General features: G+C 50.5%; 6 protein-coding genes. All 6 read right to left on the reverse strand.

Going from position 1 to position 5,063, the window contains the following annotated elements:
* Positions 1-560, reverse strand: a 560-nt coding sequence (locus Q0231_RS12315; RefSeq protein WP_299347872.1) for an ATPase domain-containing protein, incomplete at its 3' end; no start/stop codon positions are given.
* A 2-nt stretch (positions 561-562) separates the two neighbouring features.
* Positions 563-1,687: an alanine racemase gene (gene alr, locus Q0231_RS12320; RefSeq protein ID WP_299347873.1), complete on the reverse strand. Its 1,125-nt coding sequence runs from the start codon at positions 1,685-1,687 to the stop codon at positions 563-565.
* Entirely contained in the window at positions 1,687-3,165 is a 1,479-nt protein-coding gene (locus tag Q0231_RS12325) for a replicative DNA helicase (RefSeq protein WP_269392126.1), read from the reverse strand. Before Q0231_RS12325 ends, alr begins: the two co-directional genes overlap by 1 nt.
* Positions 3,166-3,345: 180 nt before the next feature.
* On the reverse strand, positions 3,346-3,951 hold the full coding sequence (gene rplI, locus Q0231_RS12330; RefSeq protein WP_269392125.1) for a 50S ribosomal protein L9: 606 nt from the start codon (positions 3,949-3,951) through the stop codon (positions 3,346-3,348).
* Between the two features lie 72 nt (positions 3,952-4,023).
* Positions 4,024-4,272, reverse strand: coding sequence for a 30S ribosomal protein S18 (gene rpsR, locus Q0231_RS12335; protein WP_269392811.1), 249 nt, complete (start codon positions 4,270-4,272; stop codon positions 4,024-4,026).
* Between the two features lie 19 nt (positions 4,273-4,291).
* Complete coding sequence (gene rpsF / locus Q0231_RS12340) at positions 4,292-4,660, reverse strand: 30S ribosomal protein S6 (RefSeq protein WP_269392124.1); 369 nt, start codon at positions 4,658-4,660, stop codon at positions 4,292-4,294.
* Positions 4,661-5,063 lie beyond the last annotated feature (403 nt).

A 5,063-nucleotide genomic window follows, 5' to 3' on the forward strand; every position in this document is an offset into this window, starting at 1 on the left:
GGCGCGCTGTCAATCCGCTCGGTCCAAAGGGTTTGGATAGAGCCAATAATCACAAGATCTGGTTTGCCCGCAGCTTCAAGTGTCGCCAGAATGGTCTCGACGTGGGTTTCGCTGGCCAGCTGTACGGGCGAATTGTTGACGCCCAAACGAGATGCACGCAATCGCACTTGGGCAATGGCTTCCTCACCTGAAAAATAGACAACATTCAAACCCTGGTCGGCAAGGGCTGCAGCGGCTTGCAATAGAATTGTTGATTTGCCGATCCCCGGTTCGCCACCAACCAAAATGGCAGAGCCAACAACAAATCCACCGCCGGTTACCCGGTCAAGTTCGGCGATTTTGGTGCAAACGCGCTTGGCATCTTCGCTGGACCCAGAAAGCGCAACCAGCTCGACCGGACGACCAGAGGCAACCGCAGATTTAGGGCCACTGCCAACACCTGAGTTGGTTTGCTCTTCAACAATGGAATTCCACTCGCTGCAGCTTTCGCAACGTCCAGCCCATTTGCCGGTGACATTGCCACAAGCCTGGCAAACATATTGCGTGCGTGATTTGGACATTTCTATTCGATCTCGCTGCCAAAGTAGGTGCGGTGATAGCGCCCTTTCAGGCCTGTTAGAATTTCATAGCCAATGGTGCCGGCGGCGTCCGCCAAATCATCGACAGAAACCGTTGGGCCAAGCACCTCAACCATCTCACCAGGCACCGGGCCATTAAGTCCAAATCCGGTTACGTCTACGGCAACCAAATCCATCGACACTTTGCCAAGAACGGGCACCAAATGGCCATTGATGGCCAATTTTGCACCCTGACGAGAGTTTGAACTGCTTGCAGAGCGCAAAAATCCATCCGCATAGCCAAGGGATATGATTGCGATGCGGCTATCCCGCTGCAAAGTATATTCTGCGCCATAGCCGACCGTTTCGCCCGTCTTTCCGTCACGAACCTGCAAAATCGGCACATGCAAACTCACCACTGGGGACATTGGGTTCTTGCGGCCAGAAATCGCGCGGCCACCATAAAGGGCAATGCCAGGGCGCACCAATTGGAAATGATTGGCTTTGTTTGCCATCAATCCCGCCGAATTGGCTAAAGAAGCAGGCGTGTCCGGAAAATGGGCCATTATAGAGTGGAACAGCGCCAATTGGGTGCGGTTCTTTTCGTGATTTTGAACGTCCGCACAGCAAAGGTGGCTCATAATAACTTGAGGTTGATAACCAGAACGCTGCATTTGTTGGCGAACCCAATTGACGTCGCTCATGCGAAAGCCAGTTCGGTTCATGCCAGTGTCAAAATTCAACGCTGCTGGATATGCCTCGCCTTGCTGAACGCAAAAATTTAGCCATTCATCCAGCATTCCCATGGAATGTAGGATTGGCATGAGCCGCTGTGCTGCATAAAGATCTGAAGCGCCGGGCCATAATCCGCCAAGAACAAAGATATGCGCGTTGGGCAATGCCTTGCGCAGCATCAAGCCTTCTTCAGGGTTGGCGACAAAAAAGAATTGTGCCCCCGCGCGGGAAAGCGCTTTGGCGACAGGTTCCAAACCAAGGCCATAAGCATTGGCTTTCACCACGGCACCGGTGAGGGTGCCCGGGGATATTTTATCAAGCGCTGACCAATTGCGACCGATCGCATCAAGGTCAATTCGCAAGTGCCCGGAACTGATTGCCGCCAACTGATCCATTAGTCCAACTGTTCTGGGAGATAGTCTTCCCGCGCCAAATTGCCAAAACGTGTGATGTTGGCGTTAAAGTGCAATTGAACAGTGCCGGTCGGTCCGTGACGCTGTTTGGAAATAATTACTTCCGCACGTCCCGCAACTTGTTCCATTTCTGCTTGCCAAGTAAAAAACTCTGGCGTGTTTTCTTTGGGCATCTTGTTCTTCAAATAATATTCTTCACGATAGATGAACAGCACCACGTCCGCATCTTGCTCAATAGAACCTGATTCCCTCAAATCCGCTAGCTGTGGTCGTTTGTCATCGCGTGATTCAACTTGACGAGACAACTGAGAGAGCGCGATCACAGGCACTTCTAGCTCTTTGGCCAGAGCTTTCAAGCTCGTGGTAATCTCGGTTAGTTCTTGCACCCTGTTGCCCGCGTTCTTTGAAGAACCTGAAAGCAGCTGCAAATAGTCAACGATCATCAAATCGAGGCCTTTTTGCCGTTTTAGCCGACGCGCACGGGCCGCCAACTGCGAGATCGCTAAGCCACCAGTATCGTCAATATAGAGCGGTGCCTTTGCCATTTCTTGGCTGGCTTCCACCAATTTAGAGAACTGGCTCTCGTGAATAGTACCCCGACGAATGTCCGAAGAAGAAATCTCAGCTTGTTCGGCCAAAATACGGGTTGCGAGCTGTTCGGATGACATCTCCAGCGAGAAAAAGCCCACCACGCCGCCATTCTTGGCCTTGATTTGCCCGTCGGGCATCGTTTGCGGCTCGTACGCTTTGGCGATGTTAAAGGCGATGTTGGTCACAAGCGAGGTCTTGCCCATCGCAGGCCGTGCCGCAAGAATAATCAAATCTGACTTTTGCAAACCGCCCATCACGCGATCCATATCGCTCAATCCGGTTGAAATACCAGAAAGGCCGCCGTCGCGTTTAAACGCTTCGCCCGCCAAATTTACCGCGTCGCGCAGTGCTGTATCAAAATTGACAAAGCCGCCATCATAGCGCCCCTTTTCGGCCAACTCGAAAAGCGCTTTCTCCGCGTCTTCAATTTGCTTGTTGGGGGGCATATCCACGTCGGCGGTATAGGCTTCGTTGGATAGATTGTCGCCAACCTCGATCAGTTTGCGCCGGATGGCGAGGTCGTAGATTGTTTGAGCATAGTCTGAGGCGTTCAGAACGGTCGTGGCTTCAGCGGCCAACCGGGCCAGATACTGAGACATCGACATGTCGCCCGTAAACTCGTCCGGCAAAAATGTCTTTGCGGTAATCGGTGTCGCCCGTTTGCCAGTGCGAATGATTTTGGACAGTACCTGGTAAACGTCAGCGTGGACTTGTTCGTAGAAGTGTTCGGGCAGCAAAAAGTCAGAAACACGGTCAAACGCTTCGTTATTTACCAAAATCGCGCCCAAAAGCGCTTGCTCGGCTTCCACATTGTGGGGAGCAAGACGATATTCTGCCTCTTCAGGATGTAACTGCTGAACCGCTTCCATTTCCGCCTCCAATCACGACCCACTGTTGACCATCAACTGCTTACGCACAAGCAAAACAAATGCTCACTATCGATTGTATTCGATTCGAGCCAGATAGGTTGTGATTAGTGGGGAAAAACTGCATCAAACAAAAAAGGCCGGGCGAACCCGGCCTTCTGAACTCAAAGGAAAAAGTAAAGCTTACGCTGTTGCTTCTTCTTCTGTTGCTTCGTCAGCCTCAGCAGCGGCTTCTTCACCAGCTTCTGCGTCTGCTTCTTCTTCAACAACTTCAGCAACAGGTGCATCGTCCTCGTAAGAAACAACAGTCATGTCTTCACCAGCTGCTTGACGTTCAGCTTCATCAGCAGAACGAGCAACGTTTACAGTGATCGATGAATCAACTTCAGCATGCAAATTCAAAACAACATTGTGCAAACCAACGTTTTTGATCGGCAAGCTCAAATCAACTTGTGATTTAGCCACTTGGATGTTTTCGGCAATCAAAGCATCTGAAATGTCACGTGATGAAACAGATCCGTAAAGAACCCCAGTTTCGCCAGCTTGACGGATCATTGTGATTTTGCGGCCGTTTACAGCTTCAGCAACTGCCATCGCGTTGTCGCGACGTTCTGCGTTGCGTTGCTCAATTTGGTCACGCTCTGATTCAAAACGAGCACGGTTCGCATTGTTTGCGCGAAGTGCTTTACCTTGTGGCAACAAGAAGTTACGCGCAAAGCCGTCTTTTACAGATACTTCATCGCCGATGGTGCCAAGGCGACCAACACGCTCAAGAAGGATAACTTTCATTTTATTTCTCCATTGCTGTCCCGCTTCAATCTGAAACGGTTAGGGGACTAAGCCCCAACGCCCAATCTGGGCTTAGCTTACCACGTATGGCAAAAGACCAAGGAAACGCGAACGTTTGATCGCGCGGGCCAATTCACGTTGTTTCTTTGCAGAAACAGCAGTGATACGGCTTGGGACAATTTTGCCGCGCTCTGAAACATAACGTCCCAACAAGCGAACATCTTTATAGTCAATCTTTGGAGCGTTCGCGCCAGAGAATGGGCAAGTTTTGCGACGACGTTGGAACGGACGACGTGCTTGAGAGGTTGTTAGATCACGAATAGCCATCTTTTAAATCTCCTTAGAAGCGACGTGGACCGCGACGTTCACCGCGATCACCGCGGTCGTCACGTTTTTGCATCATTGCAGAAGGACCTTCTTCGTGTGTGTCTACACGAACAGTCATGAAACGAAGGATGTCTTCGTTGATGCGCATTTGGCGCTCCATCTCAGCAACTGCAGCAGCAGGCGCTTCAATGTTAAGCAATGTGTAGTGCGCTTTACGGTTCTTGCGGATACGGAATGTCAGGGACTTAAGACCCCAATATTCTGTCTTGCCGATTGTACCGCCGTTTGAAGTGATCATTTCACTCAATGTCTTAGTCAGTTCTTCAACTTGTGCAGTCGAAACGTCCTGACGAGCCATGTAGATATGCTCATATAGTGGCATATAAATCGCCTTTGTTTGTGTTACGTGTCTGTTCATCCGCCGGCGCAAAGCCAATTTGGAAACCCACAAAAGGCGTCCAAAAGAATTTCACAAAGAGCGGGAACACGGGAGGCCGATACCGTTCCTGATATCATTCGATCTGAATAAACAAATCGACCCTCCGTTCAGCCCCCGGCCAAACGAACTGGCGCTATGTACGTCGACTTATCTTGGAATGCAAGCATTTCCTCACTTTTTGCGCCAATTTGGCGGTGAAGTGAAACAGATCCGTGCATAAAAGTTTGCAAAACTTGCACCAAGCGCCTCCACCAGCATAAAATGGGAGCCGAGTATCCGCGCATTCACATCAGTAATGCGCGTTTGCGTTTTTAAAGGGGCCAGTTATGACAAAAGTCCAAGTTCG

Origin of the sequence: uncultured Maritalea sp. (genome assembly GCF_937139385.1) — a bacterium.
In the GTDB taxonomy this organism is placed as follows: domain Bacteria; phylum Pseudomonadota; class Alphaproteobacteria; order Rhizobiales; family Devosiaceae; genus Maritalea; species Maritalea porphyrae_A.

What these genes read in the sequence shown, in the direction of transcription:
- alr (WP_299347873.1), bottom strand. Translation starts at nt 1,687, where the DNA reads ATGGATCAGTTGGCGGCAATCAGTTCCGGGCACTTGCGAATTGACCTT.
- Q0231_RS12325 (WP_269392126.1), bottom strand. Translation starts at nt 3,165, where the DNA reads ATGGAAGCGGTTCAGCAGTTACATCCTGAAGAGGCAGAATATCGTCTT.
- rpsF (WP_269392124.1), bottom strand. Translation starts at nt 4,660, where the DNA reads ATGCCACTATATGAGCATATCTACATGGCTCGTCAGGACGTTTCGACT.
- rplI (WP_269392125.1), bottom strand. Translation starts at nt 3,951, where the DNA reads ATGAAAGTTATCCTTCTTGAGCGTGTTGGTCGCCTTGGCACCATCGGC.